The sequence below is a fragment of the Leifsonia sp. Root227 genome (genome assembly GCF_001428745.1).
In the GTDB taxonomy this organism is placed as follows: Bacteria; Actinomycetota; Actinomycetes; order Actinomycetales; family Microbacteriaceae; genus Leifsonia.
Window position 1 is genome coordinate 375054 of the sequence record NZ_LMIO01000001.1, and the last position, 22551, is coordinate 397604.

At 69.8% G+C, this 22551-nt stretch carries 19 protein-coding genes; 6 read left to right on the forward strand and 13 right to left on the reverse strand.

Annotated elements, in window-relative coordinates; translation table 11 throughout:
* Positions 1-10: 10 nt before the first annotated feature.
* From ASE16_RS01810 to ASE16_RS01825, 4 genes are read right to left on the reverse strand one after another with little or no spacing between them, the layout of a single operon-like run.
* Positions 11-1711 carry a class I adenylate-forming enzyme family protein gene (locus tag ASE16_RS01810; protein WP_055889935.1) on the reverse strand — a complete coding sequence of 567 codons (1701 nt, stop codon included), beginning with the start codon at positions 1709-1711 and terminating at the stop codon, positions 11-13.
* 26 nt (positions 1712-1737) lie between these two features.
* Complete coding sequence (locus tag ASE16_RS01815; RefSeq protein ID WP_321164217.1) at positions 1738-2694, reverse strand: SDR family oxidoreductase; 957 nt, start codon at positions 2692-2694, stop codon at positions 1738-1740.
* 51 nt (positions 2695-2745) lie between these two features.
* On the reverse strand, positions 2746-3750 hold the full coding sequence (locus ASE16_RS01820) for an agmatine/peptidylarginine deiminase (RefSeq protein ID WP_200949530.1): 1005 nt from the start codon (positions 3748-3750) through the stop codon (positions 2746-2748).
* 8 nt (positions 3751-3758) lie between these two features.
* Positions 3759-4736, reverse strand: coding sequence for a nitrilase-related carbon-nitrogen hydrolase (locus ASE16_RS01825; protein WP_235500250.1), 978 nt, complete (start codon positions 4734-4736; stop codon positions 3759-3761).
* An 86-nt stretch (positions 4737-4822) separates the two neighbouring features.
* On the opposite strand from ASE16_RS01825, the gene ASE16_RS01830 reads away from it, so the two are divergent.
* Entirely contained in the window at positions 4823-5464 is a 642-nt protein-coding gene (locus ASE16_RS01830) for a TetR/AcrR family transcriptional regulator C-terminal domain-containing protein (RefSeq protein ID WP_055889946.1), read from the forward strand.
* Positions 5465-5744: 280 nt separating this feature from the next.
* On the opposite strand, the gene ASE16_RS01835 is transcribed toward ASE16_RS01830, so the two are convergent.
* Together ASE16_RS01835 and ASE16_RS01840 are read right to left on the reverse strand one after the other, a co-directional pair.
* Positions 5745-6668 carry an aldose 1-epimerase family protein gene (locus ASE16_RS01835; protein WP_055889951.1) on the reverse strand — a complete coding sequence of 308 codons (924 nt, stop codon included), beginning with the start codon at positions 6666-6668 and terminating at the stop codon, positions 5745-5747.
* A 139-nt stretch (positions 6669-6807) separates the two neighbouring features.
* Complete coding sequence (locus ASE16_RS01840; protein WP_055891443.1) at positions 6808-8343, reverse strand: PucR family transcriptional regulator; 1536 nt, start codon at positions 8341-8343, stop codon at positions 6808-6810.
* Positions 8344-8437: 94 nt separating this feature from the next.
* Here ASE16_RS01840 and gabT point away from each other — a divergent pair, with 94 nt between their 5' ends.
* Positions 8438-9793: a 4-aminobutyrate--2-oxoglutarate transaminase gene (gabT, locus tag ASE16_RS01845; protein WP_055889954.1), complete on the forward strand. Its 1356-nt coding sequence runs from the start codon at positions 8438-8440 to the stop codon at positions 9791-9793.
* Positions 9790-11280, forward strand: coding sequence for an NAD-dependent succinate-semialdehyde dehydrogenase (locus ASE16_RS01850; protein ID WP_055889957.1), 1491 nt, complete (start codon positions 9790-9792; stop codon positions 11278-11280). Before gabT ends, ASE16_RS01850 begins: the two co-directional genes overlap by 4 nt.
* A gap of 94 nt (positions 11281-11374) precedes the next feature.
* On the opposite strand, the gene ASE16_RS01855 is transcribed toward ASE16_RS01850, so the two are convergent.
* From ASE16_RS01855 to ASE16_RS01880, 6 genes are read right to left on the reverse strand one after another with little or no spacing between them, the layout of a single operon-like run.
* On the reverse strand, positions 11375-12547 hold the full coding sequence (locus tag ASE16_RS01855) for a glycoside hydrolase family 1 protein (RefSeq protein ID WP_055889960.1): 1173 nt from the start codon (positions 12545-12547) through the stop codon (positions 11375-11377).
* 1 nt (position 12548) lies between these two features.
* On the reverse strand, positions 12549-13457 hold the full coding sequence (locus ASE16_RS01860) for an alpha/beta fold hydrolase (protein ID WP_055889963.1): 909 nt from the start codon (positions 13455-13457) through the stop codon (positions 12549-12551).
* Positions 13454-15178 (reverse strand): ABC transporter ATP-binding protein, encoded by a 1725-nt coding sequence (locus ASE16_RS01865; protein WP_055889965.1) that lies wholly within the window; start codon positions 15176-15178, stop codon positions 13454-13456. The genes ASE16_RS01860 and ASE16_RS01865 overlap by 4 nt, the downstream gene beginning before the upstream one ends.
* Entirely contained in the window at positions 15175-16125 is a 951-nt protein-coding gene (locus ASE16_RS01870) for an ABC transporter permease (RefSeq protein ID WP_055889968.1), read from the reverse strand. The genes ASE16_RS01865 and ASE16_RS01870 overlap by 4 nt, the downstream gene beginning before the upstream one ends.
* A complete protein-coding gene (locus ASE16_RS01875; RefSeq protein ID WP_055889970.1) occupies positions 16122-17102 on the reverse strand; it encodes an ABC transporter permease in 981 nt (326 codons plus the stop codon). The genes ASE16_RS01870 and ASE16_RS01875 overlap by 4 nt, the downstream gene beginning before the upstream one ends.
* 4 nt (positions 17103-17106) lie before the next feature.
* Entirely contained in the window at positions 17107-18774 is a 1668-nt protein-coding gene (locus ASE16_RS01880) for an ABC transporter substrate-binding protein (RefSeq protein ID WP_157479974.1), read from the reverse strand.
* Positions 18775-19068: 294 nt separating this feature from the next.
* On the opposite strand from ASE16_RS01880, the gene ASE16_RS01885 reads away from it, so the two are divergent.
* Complete coding sequence (locus tag ASE16_RS01885; protein WP_055889972.1) at positions 19069-19500, forward strand: hypothetical protein; 432 nt, start codon at positions 19069-19071, stop codon at positions 19498-19500.
* A gap of 245 nt (positions 19501-19745) precedes the next feature.
* Here the strand turns inward: ASE16_RS01885 and ASE16_RS01890 are convergent, their stop codons facing one another.
* Positions 19746-20849 (reverse strand): LacI family DNA-binding transcriptional regulator, encoded by a 1104-nt coding sequence (locus ASE16_RS01890; RefSeq protein ID WP_055889974.1) that lies wholly within the window; start codon positions 20847-20849, stop codon positions 19746-19748.
* Positions 20850-20931: 82 nt separating this feature from the next.
* Between ASE16_RS01890 and ASE16_RS01895 the strand changes: the two genes are divergently transcribed.
* Together ASE16_RS01895 and ASE16_RS01900 are read left to right on the forward strand one after the other, a co-directional pair.
* Positions 20932-21639, forward strand: coding sequence for a PhzF family phenazine biosynthesis protein (locus ASE16_RS01895; protein WP_055889976.1), 708 nt, complete (start codon positions 20932-20934; stop codon positions 21637-21639).
* Entirely contained in the window at positions 21636-22532 is an 897-nt protein-coding gene (locus tag ASE16_RS01900) for a hypothetical protein (protein ID WP_055889978.1), read from the forward strand. The genes ASE16_RS01895 and ASE16_RS01900 overlap by 4 nt, the downstream gene beginning before the upstream one ends.
* Positions 22533-22551: the final 19 nt, after the last annotated feature.

The window sequence follows — 22551 nt, forward strand, 5'->3', positions numbered from 1 at the left end:
CGTCAGGCCGTCACGGCGTGTGGAACCGCCCGGCCGCCGCGTCCTCTGCCGACTGCTTCTTGAGGATGAAGTGCTGCTTCTTGCCCGTCGCCGTGTACGGCAGCTCGGTCACGAAGGCGTAGCGGCGCGGCCGCTTGTAGTCCGCGAGCGACACGCTCGCCCTGCAGTGCGCATCCAGGGCAGCAGCCGCCGACTCCGGATCCTCCAGCCTGCCCGTCCGCGGCTGCACGTACGCGACCACGATCTCGCCCCACTCCTCGTCGGGAAGACCGACGACGATGCTGTCCGCCACGTCGGGATGCGCCGCAAGCACCTCCTCCACCTGCACGGGATGCACGTTCTCACCGCCCGAGATGATCATGTCGTCCTTGCGCCCGATGATCGTGACGATCTCGTTCTCGTCCCAGCTGGCGAGGTCGCCCGGATACATCCAGGCCCCGCGGAACTTCCTGGCCTGCTCCTCGTCGTTGTGCATGTACGCGTAGCCGCTCTTGACCGTGCGCATGATGACCTCGCCGATCTCGTGGCCGTCCTTCTTGGCGAGGTCGTCAGGGGCGGCGATCCGGTCGTCGCCGTAGACCTTCACCACCGCCACGTCGTCGTCGAGGCAGGCGCGCCCTGCCGCTCCTGCCGCGTCCGGCAGATCCTCCGGACGCAGGTAGGTGTTCCAGAACGCCTCGGTCGTGCCGTAGCCGTTGGCGATCCGCTGGGTCAGCACCCGCTGGTAGCGGAGCGCCGCAGCCCGGTCGAGCGGGGCTCCCATCGTCACGATGCCGTGCAGGGACGACAGGTCGCGAGGACGCGCATCCTGAGCGTCGGCGAGCCGTTCCAGGTTCGTCGGCGCCCCGATCACGTACGTCAAGCGGTGGTCCTGGATGCTGTCCAGCACGAGGTCGGCGTCGAAGCGGGGGAGCGCGACCACCTCGGCGCCGACGTAGAACGCCGTGTTGGGGCCGGCGCAGTAGTTCCCCCCTCGGTGGAACCACGGCGACATGTTCATGGTCTTGTCGGTCGGGGCGAGCGGGAAGTGCATGATCACGTCGTGCGCCGTCAGCACCTCGTTGAGGCTGGTCAGCGGAACCGCCTTGGGCATCCCCGTGGTGCCGCTGGTGTAGAGGCGGGAGGTCTCGTCCCACACGGTCGCGCCCTCCGGCGCGCGGAACGACGGAGCGTCCGGCACGAGCAGGTCGTCGAACCGGATCGCGCCGTCGATGAGGCGGCCGTCTCCGACCCCTGCCAGGACGGCCGGGCGGTGCGCGGCGATGGCGAGCGCCGTCTCGACGTCGTCGGCGGCCGCCGTGTCGTAGACGAACACCGCTGGGCGGGAGTCGTCCAGGATGTGCGCCGTCTCACCGGGTGCCAGGCGGAAGTTCATCGGCGAACTCACCGCACGCAGGCCTTGAGCCGCGACGTACAGGAAGGCGAACTCCGGGGTGTTCATGAGCTGGTACGCGACGATGTCGCCGACGCCGACGCCGTGCGCGGCCAGCCCGGCGACGAGGCTTCCCGTCACGCGCCCGAGTTCCGCGTATGTCCAGCTCCGGCCGGTGGGCGGGTCGGTGAGCGCCGGTCGGGACGCGTAGCGGTGGGTGTTTCGCTCCACGGCCGACGCGTATGTGAAGTGCTGTTCGAACACGGAACGGAGCGTGCTCGGGTCGTACTCGGTGTTCGGCTCCGCGACGGCTGGGTGCGATGGGTCGGTGAGGGTCATGTCTCTCCTCGGGTCGTGGCGTGGGTTCAGGCGTCCGTCGGGCGTCGACCCCGTTTCTCTTCTGTGGGGGGCGTGTTCCGTCCGAACTCGGACCAGAACGGGGGTGCGACGACGGTGAGCCCGCCGTCGACCACGAGCGTGTGGCCGGTGATGTAACCGGCGCCTGGGGATGCGAGGAAGCGCACGGCCTCGGCGATGTCGTCGACTGTGCCGAGCCTGCCGAGCGGGATGCGGGAGGTCATCGTGTCGAGGTCCGGCACGCCGTCGTGGCCATAGAAGTAGTGCAGGGAGTCGGTGTCGACGAGCCCGCCGTTCACCGCGTTCACCGTGATCCCGTCCCGGCCGAGCTCGGCGGCGATGTGTCTCGTCCACGATTCGACGGACGCCTTGTCGGAACCGATCGAGCCGTAGAGCGGGAACGCGCGGTGGCTGCCGTAGCTGGTGACGGCGACGATGCGTCCCCCGCGTCCTGCACCGGACCGTTCGTCCCGCATCCGTTCTGCTGCGCGCTGGGCGAGGAGCACGAACGAGCGAACATTGGTCGCCCAGGAGCGTTCGAGGTTCTGCGCGCTCAGTTCGGTGAACGGTTTGAACGCGGACGCCGCCGCGCTGGCGACGAGGACATCGAGGCCGGAGCCGGGCGGGAACTCATCGTCGAAGAGACGGTCGATGTCCTCCAGGCTCTCCAGCTCCAGCCGGTGAGCTCGCGCGGAGCCGCCGTCCGCCGCGATCCGCGAAACGAGTGCCTGGGCCTCGTCTTCCGATCGGCGGTACGTGAAGACGACGTCGGCACCGTCTGCGGCGAGCGACTCCACGATCCGGCGGCCGATGCCGCGCGACCCGCCGGTGACCAGCGCCCTGCGCGCTGGCGCGCGATCATTCGCGTTCTGCGCTCGGTTGGCGCGGTCGTTCGTGCCGTCAGTGCCGGCGGATCGGGTGTCGTTCGTCGTCGCTCCCGCTGAGTGAAGATGGGTCGTCGCGATGCTGCGTCGGCCAGTCTAGTCTCGGCGGAGGGTGCCTCCGCAACCGGCGGGTCAGACCGCGGGCTGCTGCTGCGTGATGCAGTGGATGCCGCCACCGCGGGCGAACAGCGGGCGTGCATCCACTGCCACGACGCGGCGGCCGGGGTATGCGTCGGCCAGGATCGCTGCCGCTTGGTCGTCGCGCTCGTCGCCGAAGCTGCAGGCGATGACGCCGTCGTTGACGAGCAGGTGGTTGATGTAGCTGTAGTCGGTCCAGCCGTCGTCGTCGCGGAGCGTAGCCGGCGCGGGGACCTCGATGATCTCGAGGGACCGGCCGGCCGCGTCCCGTGCCGCTTCGAGCGTCTCGCGGATCTCGCGCGTCACCGCGTGATCGGGATGCGCCTGGTCCGTCTGAGTGTGCAGCAGCACCACGCCGGGCCTGGCGAACGCGGCGACGATGTCGACGTGACCGCGCGTGCCGAAGCGCTCGGAGTCGCGGGTGAGGCCGCGCGGAAGCCAGATGGTCGTCGTCGCGCCGATGGTGCGCTCGAACTCCGCCTCCACGTCGCCGCGGGTGATGCCGGGGTTCCGTCCAGGGTCCAGCTGGACGGTCTCGGTCGCGAGCACGGTGCCCTCCCCGTCGACGTGGATGCCGCCGCCCTCGTTCACCAGGGCGCTCGAGACGATGGATGCTCCTGCCAGCTCGCCGACGACCTCGCCGATCCTCGCGTCCAGGTCCCACTGGGCCCAGTCCTGCGCACCCCAGCCGTTGAACACCCAGTCGACGGCGCCGAGACGGCCGTCGCCGACGACGAAGGTCGGGCCCATGTCGCGCATCCACGCGTCGTTGAGCGGCGCCTCGTGCACCTCGATCTCCCCCGACAGGTAGCGCGGGGCGATGGCGCGGTCGCGCGGGTCGATCACGACGGAAACCGGCTCGAACCCTGCCGCGGCGTTCGCTACGGCCGCCCAGGTGCTGCGCGCCTCCTCTGCGTCCTCTTCTGTGTCGCCGAGGGTGTAGCCGGCGGTCGGGAAGGCGAGCCAGGTGCGCTCGTGCCGCGCACCCTCGTGGGGCATCCGCCAACTCATCGGGTGGCCTCCGCTCCGAGCACGCCGTACGTGTCAGGGCGGCGCGTGGCGAGGAACGGGAACAGCTCCAGCCAGTCGCCGCGCTGCGGCAGGTCGAGGTCGACGACGAGCACCGACTTCTCATCGCGCGGCGCCTCCGCCAGGATGCGGCCGTACGGGTCGCTCACGAACGACGAGCCGTAGAAGGTGTTGCCAGGGGTACCGTCCGGTCTGGTCTCCGACCCTGTGCGGTTCGGGACGACCATGAAGGTGCCGTTGGCGATGCCGTTGCCGACGATCACCTGGCGCCAGAGCGGCTGCGTGTCGAACTCCGGATGGTCGGGCTCCGAGCCGATCGCCGTCGGGTAGACCAGCACGTCGGCACCCTGCAGGCTGTACGCGCGGGCGACCTCGGGGAACCACTCGTCCCAGCAGGTCGGCAGGCCGAGACGGGCGGGAATGCCGGCGACCTCGTGCACGGGGTACGGCTGGTCGGCTGGACCGGCGCGGAAGTACTTGTCCTCGTAGTATCCGGCGGTGACCGGGATGTGCAGCTTGTGCGTGGTGGCGACGATCTCGCCGCTCGGGGCGACGATGATCGCGGTGTTGAGACCACGGCCGTCGTCGTCGCCGGTGCGCTGGTAGAGCGACGCGTGCACGTAGACGCCGTTGGCTGCGGCGGCGCGCGCTGCCCAGGTGCGGGTCGGACCGGTCGCGAGGTCTTCGGCGAGCACGTCGGCGCGTCCGTCCGGAAGCGTGTCGGCCGGGTAGCGGGAGAGCGTCAGCTCGGGGAGGAAGACGATCTGCGCGCCCTCCTTCGCCGCCAGGGCCACCGCACCGTCGAGCTCTGCTTCGAGCGCGGCGATGTCGGGCTGCCAGGCGTGCTGGACGACGCCGATGCGCAGGGGAGCAGCGTCGTCGCGGCTTCCCTGCACGCGGGCGAGGGAGGTGGGAGGGGTCGTCGCGCGGACGAGGGCGAAGGTCATCGTGGCCATCCGGTTTCTCGGGGAGCAGGTGCTAAAACGAATAGTGTTCGTTTATTATGCACAGGAGACGTGAATGATGGAAGAGGGGCGCCGAGATGCCGCGACCGACATCGCCGATCCTGAGTGCCGAGCGGATCGCAGACGCCGCCATCGACCTGGTCGACGCCGGCAAGCCGTTCGGCGTCAACGCCCTCGCGCGGCAACTGGGCGTCACGCCGTCGTCGCTCTACAACCACGTGGACGGCCGGGATGCGATCGTCGAGCTGATGCGCGGACGCCTCGCCGAGCGTGCGGCCATCGTCGTTCCTGCCGGGCTGGCGTGGGATGCGGTGGTCGAGTACGTGGTGCGGGAGCAGCGTGCGATGTTCGCCGCGCATCCACTGGTGCTGCCGCTGCTGGTCGGCAAGCCCGTCACCGATGCGCTGGTGCTCGGCTACTACGAGGCGCTCGCCGAAGCGCTGCTTCGCGCCGGGTTCCCCGACGAGGACGTGCTGGTGATCGTCGCCATCCTGGATGCGTTCGCCCTCGGTTCCGGGCTCGACCTGTCGGCCCCTCCCGACGTGTGGCGGGCACAGTCCGGCACTGCTCTCGCCCGACTGGTCGAGAGCGGGGAGCTGGGAAGCGTCCGTGCCGATCGAGCGTTCGACCTCGGCGTCGAGCTGCTGATCTCCGCGCTGCGCGCCCGCCTCGCAGGGCATTCCAGCCCGGCGCTCCAACGCCCGCAAAGGCTTTCATAGCACAGGACCGGACCATAAAATTTGGCATTCGGCATGTAGGATGGCACCACGAGGCCGTGAGTGATCCGGCATCTCGTGCGGACGGATCGCCTGAACGGGTACAGGCGCCGCCCGGATTACGCGAGCGTCCTAGCGCGCCGCGTCGGTGCCCCCAGCTGTTTCGGGTTCAGCTGGGGGCATCTTTCCGTCCCGCACCAAAAGAACGAGCCCGGACTTCTTCAGGCGACACCCCGGAGGGCACCGTGAAGAAGTTCGGACTCGATGGCTTCGGTGGATTGGATCAGACGGCGCGGATCGTCCAGCCCGCGGTGGCGGAGGCGCCGGGGGAGAGGACGACGAGGTCCGTGCCGGAGTTGAAAGCGTCTGGCGGGCAGGTCATCGGCTCGACGGCGAGGCCGATGCGGTCGGTCGCCGGATCGTCGGTGTCCGCGGTGTGCACCTGCACCCACGGGCACGCGCTGTCCCAGCTCATCGAGACCCCGCTGCCGTCGGCGGCGTGCAGCCAGACCGTCGCGGTGTCGGACTCGTCCCTCTGCAGCCCGGTGAACGCGTGGTCGATGAACGTGTCTTCGATCGGGCGCGGCACGCGGAAGTCGAACACCCCGTCGCCCTCCGTCGCCACGTCGGCCAGGCCGACGGGGATGAGGCGGTCCTCTGTGACGGTGAGCACCGTCGCCGCGGGCAGGGTGAGAGTCCAGTCGTCCACGCGGCCGTCGCCCGCGACCAGGTACGGATGCGGTCCGGTGCCCCACGGCGCGTCATCGTGCCCGGTGTTGGTGGCCGTGACGGTGGTGTGCAGGCCGTCCTCGTCGAGCTCGAAGGTCACGACCACGTCGACGCGGTGCGGATATCCCGCCTGCGCCTCGACGGTGGCGGAGAAGGTGACACCGCTCCCCGAGCGCGCGACGGCGGCGAAGTCGAGCCAGCTCGCCAGGCCGTGCAGGGCGTGGCCGCGGCCCGGCTCCGTGAGGGGGAGCTGCTGCTCGATCCCGGCGAAAGTGTACCTCCCGTCGACCACGCGGTTCGGCCACGGGGCGAGCGTCGCCCCGCGATAGGCGGGCCGCACCTCGTCGGCGTCGAAGGGGACGATGAGCGGCCGGCCCTTGTACTCGAGGGTGCGCAGCGACGCGCCGACGGACGCGATGGTGGCGTGGTAGTCGCCGGCGGTCAGGCCGAAGTGCGTTCCGGAGATGGGGGTGGTCATCCGTCCATTCTGTTGCACCGGATGCGTCCCCGCATAGCGGCAGGGATCGCGAGCGCTGCGCTGGACGTTGCGGCTGTGCTCCCGGCCCGGCAGCTCGGGCGACGTCGAGCCGTCCACCCCGCTCTTGTCATTCGTCGGATCAGTCGCGCGAGCGCGTCGCGGCGCGCAGCGCGGCGTACAGGTCGGCGCGCGCCGCGAAGCTGCCCAGGTCGACGCCCAGGATGCGCTCCGCCTCGGCGACCCGTGTGCGGAGCGTGTGCCGGTGCATCCCGAGCTCGCGGGCGGCCACGTCGTAGACCCCGTTGTGGTCGAGCCAGACCCGCAGGGCGCTGGGGAGGTCCTGGTCGGCGTCGGCGAGCGGGGCGATGGCGGCCGTCGCGACGGCGCGGGCGTCCGGGGTGTCCAGCAGGGCGAGCATCCCGCCTCCCGCGATGTCGTCGAAGCCGCGGAGCGGCCGGTCGGCGTCCGCACGCTCGCGCGCCGCCGACGCCTGCGCGAGAGCCGACGACAACTCCGTGAGGGGCCCAGCGGCGGAGATGCCGCCGCGGAGGTCGAACCGGGCAGCGAGCTCCGGCAGCCCGGACGGGGCGGCGTCGTCTTCGAGGACGACCAGGTCGTGTCCGTCGCGGGCGAAGAACAGGCCGGGCCGTGTCTCCAGCACGTCGGCAGCCGCCGCGATCGCGGTCCCGCCGAGCACGGCGACGCGCACCGGCCCTGACGGCAGTGCACCGAGCACCGGCTCGGCCACCGTCTCCGCCAGCGCTCGGTCGCCGGCGAGCAGCGCGCGCCACACCGCCGTGCGCAGGCGGGCACGGGCCGCGTCGGTCGCTCTGCTCTGCTCGAGCGCGAGACCGGCCAGCGCGACGACGCCCGTGACCACCTGCTGCGCCGCCTGATCGAGTCCCGCAGACCCGACCGCGAGCACACCGCGCAGACGTCCGGCCGCCCCGAGGGTCTGCAGCGCGAAGGTCTCGCTGCCGTCAGCGCTGCCTCCTCCATCGACGTCGGCGCCGCCGTCGGCTCCCGCCCCGCCGCCCCTGCCGCCGCCCGCGGTGCCCGCGGCACGGCGGCGGGCCCGCAGCAGCGGCTCGGCCGCCGCCGTGATCGCGTCGCGTTCGACCGCCGTGAGCGCACCGGCCGGATACGCCCTGTCCAGTTCTCCGTCCGCCCCCACCAGGGCGACGGGCCGCTCGATCTGGCGGGCGAGCTCCGAGAGCACGGCACCGAGCGCATCCGGTCGCAGCGCCGCCAGCGAAATGGCACGCGAGGCGCGGAGCGCCCAGGTGTTGCGCGCGTAGGTGTCCGCCGCCACCCGATCGGCCACGAAACGCGCGATGGCGATGAAGGGTGTGCGGTACGGCACCTCGAACAGCGGAAGCCCGAGCCGTGTGCACGCCTCGACCAGCGCATCAGGGGTCCCTGCGCGCACCACCTCGGTGCCGAAGCCGAGGCCCGCGATCCCGTGCTCGACCAGGCGGGACACATACGACTCCACCTCCCCTGGCTCTCTGGTGATGAGAAGCACCTGGCCGGGGGCGAGGAACGGCGTCGGGTCGTCGATGTCGGAGCTGTGCGCCCAGTGGATGCGCGCATCCAGTGCAGCAGACACGTTCGGGGTGAGGAGGCGCAGGCCGAGATCCGGCCTTGCGAGCAGCTGGGCGATGGTGGCGGGCACGATCCACTCCGATCCGCCAGGCTGTCCAGCACTGGCGAACAGATTGTACACGGTGGTTAATTGACGACGGGGTCGGCCTCCATACGATTCCCCCATGACCATCCTCGACTCCTCTCCCACCGTCACCGGCGGCCCGGCTCTCCCGCAGGAGCGCAGGCTCGTCACCGCCATCCCCGGCCCAGAGTCGCGCAAGCGCGCAGAGCGCAAGGCGCAGGCCGTCGCGGCGGGCGTCGGCACCACCCTCCCCGTGTACACAGTCGCCGCTGGCGGCGGGGTGATCGTCGACGTCGACGGCAACTCGCTCATCGACTTCGGCTCCGGCATCGCCGTCACCGGGGTCGGCAATTCGGCTCCGCGCGTCGTCGAGGCCGTCACCGCGCAGGTGGCCGCGTTCACCCACACCTGCTTCACCATCGCGCCGTACGACTCATACGTCGACGTGGCAGAGGCGCTCAACCGGCTGACGCCCGGCGATCACGCCAAGCGCAGCGCCCTGTTCAACTCCGGCGCGGAGGCCGTCGAGAACGCGGTCAAGATCGCCAGGCACTACACCGGCAAGCAGGCCGTCGTCGCCTTCGACCACGCCTACCACGGCCGCACCAACCTCACGATGGGCCTCACGGCGAAGAACCAGCCGTACAAGAACGGCTTCGGCCCGTTCGCTCCGGAGATCTACCGCGCCCCGCTCAGCTACCCGCTGCGCGACGGCGGGCTGTCCGGCGCCGAGGCGGCCAAGCGCTCCATCACCATGATCGAGAAGCAGATCGGCGCGGCCAACCTCGCCGCGATCATCATCGAGCCGATCCAGGGCGAGGGCGGCTTCATCGTCCCGGCCGACGGCTTCCTGCCGGCGCTCGCCGACTGGGCGGCAGCGAACGACGTCGTCTTCATCGCCGACGAGGTGCAGACCGGCTTCGCCCGCACCGGCACCATGTTCGCCTCCGAGCAGTTCGGCATCGTGCCCGACCTCATCGTCACCGCCAAGGGCATCGCGGGCGGCCTGCCGCTCTCCGCCGTCACCGGCCGTGCCGAGATCATGGATGCGCCGCAGCTCGGCGGCCTCGGCGGAACGTACGGCGGCAACCCGCTCGCCTGCGTCGCCGCGCTCGCCGCGATCGAGACATACGAGACCGAGGACCTCGCCGCCCGTGCCCGCGCGATCGGCGCGATCCTGTTCGACAAGCTCGGCGCCCTGCGCGACGCCGACCCCCGCGTCGCAGAGGTCCGTGGCCTAGGCGCGATGGTCGCCATCGAGCTCGTCGACGAGAACGGCGAACCGGATGCCGCGCTCACCTCCAAGGTCGCGGCAGCCGTCCACGCCGCGGGCGTCGTGCTGCTCACCTGCGGCACGTACGGCAACGTCATCCGGTTCCTCCCGCCTCTGAGCATCCCGGACCACCTCCTCGTCGAAGGCCTCGACGTCGTTACGGAAGCACTGGTGAACGCATGAGCATCGCAGAAGAGACCACGACCGCCACGCTGACAGAGCGCGAGAGCGACCTGCTCTCCCGCGTGCCGGACGGCCTGTACATCGACGGCCGCTGGGAAGCGGGAACCCGCGACCCCATCGAGGTCATCGACCCGGCCACCGGCCGCGTGATCAAGCGCATCGCCAACGCCACGCCTGAGGACGGCATCCGGGCGCTCGACGCGGCAGACGCGGCGGCGGAAGCGTGGGCGGCGACCCCGCCCCGCACCCGCGCGGAAATCCTGCGGAAGGCGTTCGACCTGCTGCAGGAGCGCCGAGACGACTTCGCGCTGCTGATGACGTTGGAGATGGGCAAGCCGCTGGCCGAGGCCAACGGGGAGGTCACGTACGGCGGCGAGTTCCTGCGCTGGTTCAGCGAGGAGGCCGTGCGCATCGGCGGTCGCTACGGCCAGAATCCGGAAGGCACGGGCACGATGGTCGTCTCGCAGCGCCCGGTCGGCCCGTGCTTCCTCATCACGCCGTGGAACTTCCCGCTGGCGATGGCGACCCGCAAGATCGCCCCCGCTCTGGCCGCGGGATGCACGGTGGTCGTCAAGCCCGCAGAGCTCACTCCGCTCACCACCCTGTTCTTCGCGAAGCTGCTGGAGGACGCCGGGGTTCCCGCCGGTGTCGTCAACGTGATCCAGACCAGCACGTCGAGCACCGTGTCAGGGCCGATCATCGCGGACCCGCGCCTCAGGAAGCTGTCCTTCACGGGCTCGACCCCTGTCGGGCAGCGGCTGATCGCCCAGGCGGCGCAGAACGTGCTTCGGACCTCGATGGAGCTCGGCGGCAACGCGCCGTTCGTCGTGTTCGAGGACGCGGACGTCGACAAGGCGGTCGAGGGCGCGATGCTCGCGAAGTTCCGCAACATCGGCCAGGCGTGCACGGCGGCCAACCGGTTCATCGTGCACGAGTCCGTCGCGGAGGAGTTCGCCGAGAAGGTCACCGCCAGGGTGAACGCGCTCCGGCTCGGCCCCGGCACCGAGGAGGGCGTGACCATCGGCCCGCTCATCGACGCCAAGGCTGTCGCATCCATGGTCGAGCTGGTGGGGGATGCGGTCTCCCGCGGCGCCCGTGTGCTCACCGGAGGGAACGCGCCGGAGGGCGACGGCTTCTTCTTCGAGCCGACAGTCATCGTCGATGTGCAGCCGGGCAGCACGATCCTGGCCGAGGAGATCTTCGGACCGGTGCTCGCGATCACCACGTTCGCCACAGAGGACGAGGGCGTCGCCCGCGCCAACGAGACGGAGTACGGCCTGGTCGGCTACGTCTTCACCGAGGATCTGGCGCGCGGTCAGCGCATGATCGACCGCATCGCCACCGGCATGATGGGCCTGAACACCGGCCTCGTCTCCAACGCCGCCGCGCCGTTCGGCGGCATCAAGCAGTCCGGCCTCGGCCGCGAGGGCGGCGCGGAAGGCATCCACGAGTACCTCTCCACCAAATACACCCTCATCCCCGCCTGACCCCCCCCGCGAAACAATCGAGTCCGGACTTGTTCACACTCGTGACGGCGTGTCGCGTGCATAAGTCCGGACTCGATGGTTTGGGGGAGGCGGTTCAGAGGGCGTTGGCGCTGGCGATCCCTCCGAGCCAGGCGAGGGAGGGCTTGGGGGTGCGGACGAAGGTCTCGCGGTCGACGGCGATCAGGCCGAAGGTCGGGCGGTATCCGCTCGCCCACTCGTAGTTGTCGAGCGCGCTCCAGTGCAGGTAGCCCTCGAGCCGGATGCCGTCCTGGATGGTCGCGTGCAGCTCCCGGAGAGCCGCATCCGTGTACGCGATCCTGCGCTCGTCGTCACTCGTCGCGATCCCGTTCTCGGTGATCATGACCGGCACACCGCCGGAGAGCTCCCAGGCGCTGCGGACGCCCTCCGCGGCGGCGGGCGGGTAGAACTCCCAGCCGGTCAGCGTCGTCTCGACGTCGTCGGCCACCGGAAGAGGACCTTCCGGGCCGATGAACGTGCGCGTGTACGCCTGCACGCCGACGAAGTCGTCGCCCGCGGACTGCTCCAGGTACCAGTCGTCGCGCGGATAGCCGTACTCGCGCAGCTTCTCCTCCGACCCCGGCTCGCCGTTCGAGCGGAACGCCTGCGTCGCGATCGTCCAGCCCGACTTGAGCCCCGGCACCTGCGACAGCACCTCGCGGGAGCGCTTGTGCGACGCGAGCAGAGCATCCGCGACTCCGAGGTCCGGGTTCGGCAGGCCGTAGGCGACGAGGTTGGCCGCGTCCTCTCCGCCGGCGAGCATCGCCGCGATGTTCGGCTCGTTGATCGTGCAGACGTAGTCGACGCCGTCGGAGACGATCGGAAGCGCCAGCTCGGTGTACCGCGCGAACAGGTCCGCCGCATCCGGCGCCCGCCAGAAGCCGTCGCGCTCGAACCAGCGCGGCACGGTGAAGTGCATCAGGGTCACGACGGGGTTGAGGCCGAACTCGTGGGCCGCGTCCACCATGCGGCGGTAGTGGTCGATCTCGGCGCGCGAGACGAAGCCGCGCTCCGGCTCGATGCGCGCCCACTCGACGCTGAACCGGTAGGTGTTGAGGCCGGCGTCCGCCAGCAGCTTCATGTCCTCGCGGTAGCGGTGGTAGCTGTCCATCGCGTCCCCGGACGGCTCGACGATGGAGGTGCCAGGCGTGTGCTCGTGCACCCACCAGTTGCTGTTGATGTTGTTGCCTTCGATCTGGTGCGCCGCGGTGGCCGCGCCCCAGAGGAATCCATCGGGAAAGGTGAGCACGTTACTCCTGTGGTGTTTCGGTTGACGGTCGGGAGGAAGTGATGGTCGAGAGGAAGGCGTCCAGCGCGGAGAGGGTGGCCTCCGGGGCTTCGAGCTGCGGGGAGTGGTGGCCGCCCTCGATCACCGCGTAGCTCGCACCGAGCCGTTCGGCCATGTGCTGCTGCATCGGGATGGGCCACGCGTCGTCGAACTCGCCGTGCGCGACCAGCACTGGGACAGCGGATGCGCGGAGCGCGTCGGTCGTGTCGTGGTCGGCGCGCAGGATCTCGGCCCCGGCGAGCAGGTTGTCGCTGGACGTGCGCTCGGCGCGGAGCCGGAGGAACGCCTCGTCCGGGCTGAGCGCGGAGTCCGGCTGTCCCACCGTGTGCGGGTTGTCCCGGTTCCAGAGGCCGATCGAGCCGGACTCGGACACCGTGTCCGTGGTCTGCTGGTGGCGGCCGGGCCAGCCGGTCGGGCCGGAGCAGAGCATGGTGAACGACGCGAACGCATCCGGAGCCGCGATGGTCGCCTCGCGCGCCACGACACCGCCCAGACTGTGCCCGATGAGGTGCACGGGGCGACCGTCGCCGATCAGGCGGGACACCTCGACCGTGTCAGCAGCGAGTGCGTCGAGCCGGTAGTGCTCGACGCCGGAGGGCGCTGCAGAGTCAGCCTGACCGCGCTGGCTGTACGCCCACACATCCCAGCCCTCCGCGGCGAGCAGGGGAAGGAAGGTGCGGAAATCCTCCTTGGAGCCGGTGAAGCCCGGCACGAAGAGGACAGTGCCGCGCGCATCCGTGCCGGTTCGCGCATCCCGTGCCGGCGCGTGCAGCGCGGTGAGTGTGCCGACAGCAGCGGGGAGGCCGACGACCTCGACGCCGTCCGGGATGGGCATGGCGCCGAACGGGGCGATGGGGGCGAACGCGGTCATGCCAGTGCCTCCCTCGCGCGAGCGGGGTTGGGCACGGCGTCGAGCAGTTCGATCGTGTACGGGTCGGACGGGTGCCGAAGCACGTCGGCCGTCTTCCCTCGTTCGACGACGCGTCCGGAGTTCAGCACCATGATGTCGTCGGTGACCAGCCGCGCGGAGAGCAGGTCGTGCGTGATGTAGAGGAGCGAGACGCCCCACTGTTCGCGCAGGTCCTCCAGCAGGGCGAGCACTCCGGCGCGCAGCGTCACGTCGAGCATCGAGACCGGCTCGTCGGCGATGAGCACCTGCGGGTCGCTCGCCAGCGCGCGCGCGATGACGACGCGCTGGCGCTGACCGCCGGAGAGCTGGTGCGGGAGCTTGGAGGCGAACTGCTCCACCGGGGTGAGGCCGACGGTCTCCAGCAGTTCGAGCACCCGGTGACGGGCATCCTTGCCGCGGAGGCCGGTGAAATTGACCACGGGACGGGTGAGCGCGTACTCGACCGTGTGCAGCGGGTTGAGGGCGGCGTACGGGTCCTGGAACACCATCTGGACGTTCTTGTGCAGGTCGCGGATGCCGCGCCTGTTCAGCTTCGCCACGTCGGCGTCTCCGAATCGCACCGTGCCGGAGGTCGGCTTCTCGACGCCGGTCAGCAGCTTCGCGATGGTCGATTTGCCCGATCCGGAGGCGCCGACGAGCGCGAGCGACTGGCCGGGCTCGAGCGTGAACGAGACGGCGTCGACCGCCGTCACCTCGCTTTCGCCGCGCCGCGGGGCCGGGTACACCTTCGAGACGCCGTCGACGACGATGGCCGCCTGTGCTGCGCGTCCTTCGCGCTGGCGAACAGCCGTGGATGCACCGGGTGCGGCCACGGATGCGCCGGCGCCGGATGCAGTCGCGTGGGCCGCGCTCGCGTCATCGCGTCGCGCCGGGAACCCCGGGAGCTCCACCACCTCGGCGCGCGGGTCGGCGTAGTGGCTCAGCAGCATCCGCGTGTACTCGTGCTGCGGCGCCTCCAGGATCTGCCTGCTCGACGCGTCCTCGACGATGCGGCCGTCGTGCATCACGAGCACGCGCTGGGTCGCTTCGAGCACGACGCCGAGGTCGTGGCTGATCAGGATGGCTGTGAAGCCCTCCGACTGCTGCAGCTCGGTGATCGTGTCCATGATCGCGTGCTGCACGAGCACGTCGAGCGCGGTGGTCGGCTCGTCGAACACCATCAGGCGGGGTTCGAGAGACAGGGCGAGCGCGATCGAGACGCGCTGGCGCATCCCACCGGAGAGCTCGCCGGGGAAGCGGGCGAGCACCTGCTCGGTGAGGCCGACCTTGCCGACGAGCTCGCGCATCCTGTCGTCCCAGCGGCCCTTGGGGACGTGGCCGTGGGCGTGGAAGATGTCGGCGAAGTGCTTGCGGATGGTCCGCACGGGATTGAGGGCGTTCATCCCGGACTGCAGCACCATGGCGAATCCGCCCTGGCGCTGGCGGCGCAGCTCCTCGTCGCCGAGTTCGCGGATGTCCTGGCCGCCGAACAGGATCTCGCCTCCGTTGGTGCGCGCCGGCGGCTTCTGCAGCCTGGTCAGCGCGAAGCCGAGCGTCGACTTGCCGGAGCCGGACTCGCCGACCAGGCCGACGAACTCGCCTGCGCCGACCGTGAACGACACGTGGTCGACGGCCTGCACCGGCGTCTGGCCGGCCGATTCGTAGATGACGGAGAGGTCGCGGACCTCGAGCAGCTCGCTCATCGTGCGCTCTTTTCTTTCGCAGGGCGTCCTTCTCGGAGGCGCGGGTTGCTGATCGCGTCGACGCCGAAGTTGATGAGCGTGAGGCTCATCGCCAGCAGCGCGATGCACAGACCGGGAGCGAACAGCAGGATCCACTGCCCGGTGAGGAGGGCGTTCGAGTTCTGCGCCCAGTAGAGGATGGTTCCCCAGCTCACGATTGACGAGTCGCCGAGTCCGAGGAACTCCAGACCGGCCTCCGCGAGGATTGCGGCCGTGGCCGCACCGAAGAAGCTGCCGGTGATGAGCGAGGTCATGTTGGGCAGGATCTCGTTGAACACGATCCGGAACGGCCGGTCGCCGGAGAAGCGGGCGGCAGTGACGAAGTCGCGCGAGCGCAACGACTGGGTCTGGCTGCGCAGCACGCGGGCGCCCCACGCCCATCCGGTGATCACGATGACCGTCACGATCATGAACAGCCCGCCGTTCTGCAGGTAGGCGGCGATCACGATCATCAGCGGCAGGCCGGGGATGACGAGGAAGAGGTTCACGAAGAAGTTGACCACCTCGGCGCCGAAGCCCCTGATGTATCCCCAGCTCAGGCCGATCAGCACGGCGACGACCGTGGAGAGCAGGCCGGCGATGAAGCCGACGGCCACGCTCACACGGGCGCCGTAGATGAGCTGGCTGAGCACATCCTCGCCTGCGGCCGTCGTGCCGAACCAGTGCTCAGGGCTCGAGTCCGCGTTGCGCGGGAAGCCGTCCTGCGTCGCGCCGTACGGGGCGAGCAGCGGCGCGAAGATCGCGACGAGCACGAAGAACGCCAGGATGATGAGGCCGAGCCTGGACTTCCAGTTCGACCACAGCGTGGATGCTGCCCGTCCGATGAATGCGAGCCTGTGCGGCGGCTTCGCCCCTCCCGAGGTCGAGGCATCCGTGGAGATGGACTTGAAACTCTGTGTCGTGGTCATCGGCGGGTCCTTGGGTCGAGTACGCCGTACAGAATGTCGACGAGGAAGTTGGCGACGAGAACGCTGACGGTGATGAGGAGGAACAGCGCCTGCATCAGCGGGTAGTCCTGGCCGATCACCGCGTTGAACAGCAGGAAGCCGATGCCGGGGTAGCCGAACACCTGCTCCACCAGGATCGAGCCGCCGACCACGCCGCCGAGGGCGAGGCCGAAGCCGGTGAGGTTCGGCAGGATCGCGTTGCGTGCGGCGTACTTCATGGCGACGGTGCGGCCCTTGAGGCCGTTCGCCTCGGCGAACGTCACGTAGTCGTCGCCGAGCGTGTTGATCATGGCGTTGCGCATCCCGAGGATCCAGCCGCCGATCGACGTGATCAGGATGGTGACGGCCGGGAGGATGGCGTGATACGCCACGTCGACGATGAAGTCCCAGCTCCACGACGGCGTGGCCGTCGGCCCGAAGGCGCCGGAGGTGGGGAACCAGTGCAGCACGTAGCCGAGGAAGAACAGCAGCAGCAGCGCCGTCCAGAAGTACGGGAACGTGCTGGCGAAGGTGCCGGTCAGCGTCGGCAGCGAGTCGAGCCAGGTGTTGCGGCGCCAGGCGGCGAGCACACCGAGCAGCGTTCCGAGCACGAATGCGACGATGGTCACGATGCCGAGCAGCACGATCGTGTACGGGAATGCCTGTCCGACCAGCTCGGACACGGTCTGCGGATAGAAGGTGTACGAGACGCCGAAGTCGAACGTGACCACCTGGTGCAGGTAGCTCACGTACTGGTCCCACAGGTTGCCGCCCGGCACGCCGAGCTGGGCCTCGATGGCCGCTCGGGTGGCGGCCGTGACGGGTCCGTTCTGCGACAGCTTCGCGATGGCGGCGTCGGTGGGGGAGCCGGGCATGAGCCTCGGCAGGATGAAGTTCAGCGTGACCGCCGCCCACAGAGTGAGGACGAACAGGCCGAGTTTGCGGAGCGCGTACGCCATCGGCCTACTCACCGTCCTTCCTGAGCTTGAGATGCGTGAACACGAGCAGCGGGGTCTGGTCGTAGGTCTGCGGCGGCGCGTACGGGTTCTTCGCGTCTGGCCAGCCGGTGAACTTCGCGTCGTTGTACAGACCCCAGAGTCCGCCGTAGTACAGACCGATCACCGGGAACTGGTCGTACACGACGCGCTGCAGCTCGTGGCTGAGCTGGAGCCGCTTCGCCTCATCCGTGGTGACCTTGTACTCCTGCAGCAGCTCGTCCGTGGCTGGATCGCTGTAGCGGCCGAAGTTGCTGGCGGTCGCCTTGCCCATCGGGGTGGCGAACTCGCTGGAGAGCAGGCCGTTGTACGCCTGGAAGATGATGCCGCCTCCCATGCCGCCCATCGCGACCTGGAAGTCGCCGTTCTGGATGGCCGCCTGATACCCGGGCGGCTGCGGCTGCTTGATCGACACATCGATGCCGATGGCGCCGAGCTCCTTGCGGACCTCCTGCACGGCACGGAGCCAGTCGGAGTAGCCGTTGGCGGTGGTGATGGAGAAGGAGAACTGCTTGCCGCTCGCATCCACCAGCTTGTCGCCCTGCTTGGTGTACCCTGCGGCGGCGAACGCGTCGAGGGCTGCTGCGGTGTTCTGCTTGATGATGCCCTGATCCGGGATGCTCGGGTCGAGCTCGTCCTTCTGGTTCGGCAGCATGAGCCCGGTCTGGCCGGCGGCGGTCATGTAGCCTTCCGTGGCCGCGTCGGCGATCTTGTCCTTGTCGAGCGCGAGCGAGATGCCGCGCCGCACATCCAGGTTGTCGAAGGGCTTGACCGTGAGGTTGGGCATGAGACTGATGACGCCGCCCGGTGGGAACCAGTACTTGTTGTTCTTGTTGGCGGAGACCCAGGTGCCCTGCACGTCGCTCATGAAGGCGTACGCCCAGTCGAAGCCCTTGGTGGCGATGTCGAGCTCGCTGGTGGCCGAGGGGAGCACCAGGTGCTTGACCTGCACCTTGTCGGCCTGCCAGTACGACTCGTTCTTGTCCATCGTGTACTGCTGCGAGGAGAAGTTGCCGAGCGTGTACGGGCCGGTCCCGACAGGGTTCGGGTCGCGCCAGGTGTCCGGGTTCTTGACGTCCTTCCAGATGTGCTGGGGGACGATCAGCGTCTGCGAGATGATGTCGGACGCCGGGGCGTCCGCCTCCTTGAGGTGGACGATCAGGTGGTCGCCCTTCACCTCGAGAGTCTTGATGTGCTGCCAGGCGCCCTTGAGGTCGAGCGTCGGGAACTTCTTGATCAGGTCGAGCGTGAACTTCACGTCCTGGACCGTGAACGGCTTCCCGTCCGACCACGTCGCACCGCTACGGATGGTGTAGTCGATCGTCTGCGGGTCCGGCAGCGCGATCTTCGACGCCAGCCAGGGCGTGCCCTTTCCGTCGAGCACGTTGATGACCACGAGCGGCTCGTAGATGTAGCTCGCTGCTGCTCGCTTGTTGACGAGATACGGATTGAAGTTGCGCTCCATCATCGGAGTGCCTTTGTCTGCGGCGAGCAGCATCGTGTCCGCCGGGATCGACGGGTCCTGCTGGCTCTGGATCTTGATGCTGCAGCCCGAGAGGGCGAGAGCGGCCGCAGCCAGCGTCGCGAGCATCGCGAGTCCCCGGCGTCTGGTGCCGGTGTGTTTCGTGTGCGTCATTGCCACCATCCTTGCTTGGTACGCGGACCACTGTAAGCGCATACATTCACTTTTGCAAGGTGTCCCCCAAAGTGGGGTCCCCCGGAATGAGGACAGACCGGTATAGTCGGGGTACGCCATCGGCTTCCCGAAAAGCCGGCGGAGTCCTCTCGGCACCGTCGAGAGCGTTTACCCGCTTCGCCTGTCGATGCGGTGCATGGGGGATCGTGCTAGGGAAGCGTCTCCGTGACCCGTTGTCGGGCGTGTATGTATGGAAAGTACCCGACTTCCATGTCCACAATCTCTGACACCCCTATGCCCGCACCCCTTCTGTCGGTGGTCGACGACGTCGCCCCCGGCCGCTGGATCGCCATCTCATCGCTCGACGCCTCCCGCAGCGTCGGACTGGCGAGCGGCGCCACTGTCGAACGGCTGACCGCCGCTCTCTTCGGCGTGCTCCCGATCAGCGCTGCGACGGCGACCCCGCTCATCGGCTGGCTCGCCGACCCAGGCGACGACGCCAGCATCGACGCGTTCTACACGGTGCAGGGCACCGCACGGGACGCCGAGCGCCGCACCTTCGAGATGCTCAGTCTCACCGCCGTCCCCGACGACGCCTGGCACGCAGTGGATGCGGTGATCACCGTCGACGCGCCGCAAGACTTCGTCTTCTTCGTCTGCGTCGGCGGCCGCGAGCCGCACACCGTCGTCGACCTGCTCCGCGAGCGGGTGACGCTGGCCGCGTGACGCGCGCGCACATTCGGCAGGAGTCTCGCGGCTCGCTACGGCGCGTCGCTCCGTCCCGACAGAGTTCTCGCGCCATCCGCCCGCTTTCTCCTTCCGAACGGAGAAGAGCAGGCGGCGGCACACTTCTCCTGCCGGACGGAGATTCCGTCGCCCGTAGGCGCGTTCTCCTGCGGAACGGAGTTTCGCGCGGCGAGTCGTGCCGGTTCACCTGCCGAAGCACGCCGCGACCCCGCGCTGCAGCGGGGTCAGGCGGGCTCTGAGCTCTCCCGGAGGTAGACCTCAACCGGGAGGCGCACCGAACCGGCCGGGCGATCCGGGTCGGCCAGGCGCCGCACGAGGAGTTGCACCGCGGCGCGGCCGAGCAACTCCATCGGCTGCTTCACCGTGGTGAGTCTCGGGGTCGACAGGCGTCCGGCGTCGATGCCGTCGAAGCCGGTCACAATCAGGTCGCCTGGCACGTCGACGCCGCCGATGCGGGCGGCGTCGATCACGCCGAGCGCCATCTGGTCGTTCGCGCACACCACCGCGCGCGGCAGCACACCGCCTGCGAGCAGCTCACGGCCCACCCTGCGGCCGCCGTCGCGGGTGAAGTCGCCCCTGTGCTCCGGCGCGTCCGGCACGGGCAGCCCGCGCTCGGCGAGTGCGGCGCGGAAACCGGCCCAGCGCTCTGCGTCGTCGGGGGAGTCCAGGCTTCCTGCGACGTAGACGAGGTCGCGCACCCCGAGGTCGTCGACGAGGTGCCCGGCGAGGGTGCGCATCCCCTCGTCGTTGCTGACAGAGACGTGGTCGAGTTCGTCTCCGCTCCTGGCGCCGGCCATCACGACCACGGGGATGCGGCGGGCGAGCTGCGAGAGTTCCTCGTCGCTCGCGCTCCCCGCCAGCACCACCAGGCCGTCGACGCGCCCCGCCATCTCCCGCACGGTCTCCGTCGACGTGGCGCCCCTGCCCACTCCGACGAGCAGCACGAAGCCGTTGCGCCAGGCCTCCAGCTCGCTGCCGCGCAGCACCTCGTCGAAATAGAGATTCAGCTGGCGCGTGTCCGCTGCGCCGCCGACGTCGCGGATGATCGTGGTGCGACTGGCGGCGTCGTCCGGGGCGTCGAGCGGCACGTCGGAGATATCGTCCATCGCGTCGAGGCCGGGAAAGAACAGGCCGAGCACGCCGGTCTTGCGGGCGGCGAGGCCGCGGGCTGCTCCGCTCGGGACGTACCCGAGCGCATCCACCGATGCCTGCACGCGTTCGCGCGTCGCCTCTTTGACGGTCTCCGGGCGGCTGAACACGCGGGAGACCGTCGCAATCGACACACCGGCGTGTGTCGCGACGTCGTAGACGGTCGGATTCCGGCCCATGTATGCGCTTCCTTACTGCTTCGAGCATCCCCACTATACGCAGGCGCCTCCGCGGACGCCGGGTTCGTGGGAGGCTGGCAGCATGGACGAAACGATCGAAGTAGTGGTGGTCCGCGTCTTCACGGACGACCGTGGCGCGAACGGCAACGAGCTGGGCATCGTGCGCAGCTCCACGGCGACGGCCGGGCGGGAGCAGGCGATCGCCTCGGCGCTCGGATTCAGCGAGACGGTCTTCCTCGACGCGCTCAGCGAGGACGGCGAACTCGGGCGCGTCGCGACCATCCGCATCTTCACCCCCGCAGCAGAGCTGCCGTTCGCCGGGCACCCCAGCGTCGGCACGGCGTGGTGGCTGGCCGAGCAGGGCACACCGATCACGATGCTGCGCGAGAAGGCCGGCGTCGTCGACGTGACGTACGGCTCCGAGGACGAGCCGACCTGGATCACCGCGGAGGCCGAGTGGGCGCCGACGTTCCAGTGGCTGCCGCTCGAGTCTCCCGCCGACGTGGATGCGCTCGACCCGTTCGCGTTCACCGAGGGGCAGCACTACGCATACGCCTGGATCGACGAGTCGGTCGCCCACCTGCGCTCGCGCATGTTCGCCCCGGCGATGGGCATCGTCGAGGACGAGGCGACAGGGGCAGCGGCGATCGCCCTGACCGCGCGCCTCGGCCGCGACCTGCGGATCAGCCAGGGAGAGGGCTCCGAGCTGCTGACGGCCATCGAGGGCGACGACCGCATCGGGGTCGGCGGCCGCACGGTGTACGACCGCACGATCAGCGCGACCCTGTGACGGCGGCCGTGCGGATCGTCGAGCATCCCGTCGGGGAGCCGGGCGAAGGCCCGTACGGGGTCGCGGTCACCAGGGACGGCGGGGTGTGGTTCACCCTCGTGCACGGCGGTCGCGTCGGCAGGCTGTCGCCCGATGGCACCGTGGCATACCTGTCGCTCGGCGACGGCTCGCAGCCGTCGCTGCTCGCCGCCGCGACCGAGTCGACGGTGTGGGTGACCGACAGCACAGGCAACCGCCTCGTGCACCTCGGGCTGCGGGATGCGGCGATCGACCTGATCGGAGAGGTCGCCGTCCCGACGCCTGACGCCCAGCCGTTCGGGGTCGTCGCGCTCGACGACGGCACCGCCTGGTTCACCGAGCTCAACGCAGACGCGCTCGGCCGCATCGACATCCTCGGCAGGGTGGAGGAGTACCCGGTCGGCCGCGCCGGTTCGTTCGTTTCCATGATCGCGACCACCGGAGACAGCCTCTGGTTCACCCTCAACGCGGCCGGCCTGGTCGGTCACGTGCGCGGAGGGGATGCCGCCATCGCGTTCACCGAGCTGCCAGGCGACCCGTCCGGCCCCGTCGGCATCGCCGTCGCAGCGGACGGCGGCGTGTGGGTGGCGCAGATCCTCGGCGACGCGCTCGCGCACATCCACAGGGGGGTTGTCTCCGAGGTGCCGCTCGTGCAGGGCGCGAAGCCGCACGCGGTCGCCGCCGACAGCGACGGCGGCGTGTGGGCGACCCTCTGGGGGGCGAACCAGCTCGCGCACGCGACCGCCGATGGCGAGCTGACCCTGCACGATCTGCCGACGGCGGAGTCGGAGCCGCACGGCCTCGCGGTCGCGGCGGACGGCACGGTGTGGGTGGCACTGGAGTCCGGCGCGCTCGCCGAGGTCGCTCCGAGCTGACCGGCTTAACCAGGTGTGG

Excerpts from the sequence above, each read along its gene's own strand:
- ASE16_RS01895 (WP_055889976.1), top strand. The coding sequence starts at position 20,932 with ATGGACGAAACGATCGAAGTAGTGGTGGTCCGCGTCTTCACGGACGAC.
- ASE16_RS01890 (WP_055889974.1), bottom strand. The coding sequence starts at position 20,849 with ATGGGCCGGAATCCGACCGTCTACGACGTCGCGACACACGCCGGTGTG.
- ASE16_RS01870 (WP_055889968.1), bottom strand. The coding sequence starts at position 16,125 with ATGACCACGACACAGAGTTTCAAGTCCATCTCCACGGATGCCTCGACC.
- ASE16_RS01830 (WP_055889946.1), top strand. The coding sequence starts at position 4,823 with ATGCCGCGACCGACATCGCCGATCCTGAGTGCCGAGCGGATCGCAGAC.
- ASE16_RS01820 (WP_200949530.1), bottom strand. The coding sequence starts at position 3,750 with ATGCCCCACGAGGGTGCGCGGCACGAGCGCACCTGGCTCGCCTTCCCG.
- ASE16_RS01810 (WP_055889935.1), bottom strand. The coding sequence starts at position 1,711 with ATGACCCTCACCGACCCATCGCACCCAGCCGTCGCGGAGCCGAACACC.
- ASE16_RS01885 (WP_055889972.1), top strand. The coding sequence starts at position 19,069 with ATGCCCGCACCCCTTCTGTCGGTGGTCGACGACGTCGCCCCCGGCCGC.
- ASE16_RS01860 (WP_055889963.1), bottom strand. The coding sequence starts at position 13,457 with ATGACCGCGTTCGCCCCCATCGCCCCGTTCGGCGCCATGCCCATCCCG.
- ASE16_RS01850 (WP_055889957.1), top strand. The coding sequence starts at position 9,790 with ATGAGCATCGCAGAAGAGACCACGACCGCCACGCTGACAGAGCGCGAG.
- ASE16_RS01825 (WP_235500250.1), bottom strand. The coding sequence starts at position 4,736 with ATGGCCACGATGACCTTCGCCCTCGTCCGCGCGACGACCCCTCCCACC.
- ASE16_RS01880 (WP_157479974.1), bottom strand. The coding sequence starts at position 18,774 with ATGACGCACACGAAACACACCGGCACCAGACGCCGGGGACTCGCGATG.
- ASE16_RS01875 (WP_055889970.1), bottom strand. The coding sequence starts at position 17,102 with ATGGCGTACGCGCTCCGCAAACTCGGCCTGTTCGTCCTCACTCTGTGG.
- ASE16_RS01865 (WP_055889965.1), bottom strand. The coding sequence starts at position 15,178 with ATGAGCGAGCTGCTCGAGGTCCGCGACCTCTCCGTCATCTACGAATCG.
- ASE16_RS01835 (WP_055889951.1), bottom strand. The coding sequence starts at position 6,668 with ATGACCACCCCCATCTCCGGAACGCACTTCGGCCTGACCGCCGGCGAC.
- gabT (WP_055889954.1), top strand. The coding sequence starts at position 8,438 with ATGACCATCCTCGACTCCTCTCCCACCGTCACCGGCGGCCCGGCTCTC.